Source organism: Streptomyces milbemycinicus (genome assembly GCF_002154605.1).
In the GTDB taxonomy this organism is placed as follows: Bacteria; Actinomycetota; Actinomycetes; order Streptomycetales; family Streptomycetaceae; genus Streptomyces; species Streptomyces milbemycinicus.
Map to the genome: position 1 here is coordinate 1 of NZ_MUNE01000521.1, position 474 is coordinate 474.

The 474-nt window shown below is 71.9% G+C and carries 1 protein-coding gene; it reads right to left on the reverse strand.

What is annotated here, in order from left to right; all coding sequences use genetic code 11:
* Positions 1 to 41 precede the first annotated feature (41 nt).
* Positions 42 to 474, reverse strand: a 433-nt coding sequence (locus CCN51_RS36255) for a LysM peptidoglycan-binding domain-containing protein (protein WP_245881740.1), incomplete at its 5' end; no start/stop codon positions are given.

The window sequence follows — 474 nt, forward strand, 5'->3', positions numbered from 1 at the left end:
CGGCCCGGCTGCCGGGGTGGGGGGCGGCCCGGCCGGGTGGGTCAGGAGAGGTGGAGCAGCTGGCCCGGGAAGATGAGGTTGGCGTCCTCGACGATGTCCTTGTTCAGCTCGAAGAGCTTCTTCCAGCCGCCGTCGACATGGTGCGCGTCGGCGATCTTGGAAAGGGTGTCGCCGGACTTGACCTTGTACTCGCCGTCGCCCTTCTTGAACGCGTGGCGGGCGTGCCCGCGCCCGGCGTGCTCGCTCTCGTCGCGGGGCTGCGCCTTCGGCTTGGCGGGCTGCGCGGGCTTGGCCGTCTGGGCCGGCTGGGCGGGCTTGGCGGGCTTGGCGGCCGGCTTCGAGGGCTGGGCGGTGGAGGTGGAGGGCGTCGGGGTGCCCGTGGTGGTCAGGTTCTTGCCGCACACCGGCCAGGCGCCCTTGCCCTGTCCGGCCAGGACCTTCTCGGCTATCTGGATCTGCTGGTCCTTGGTGGCC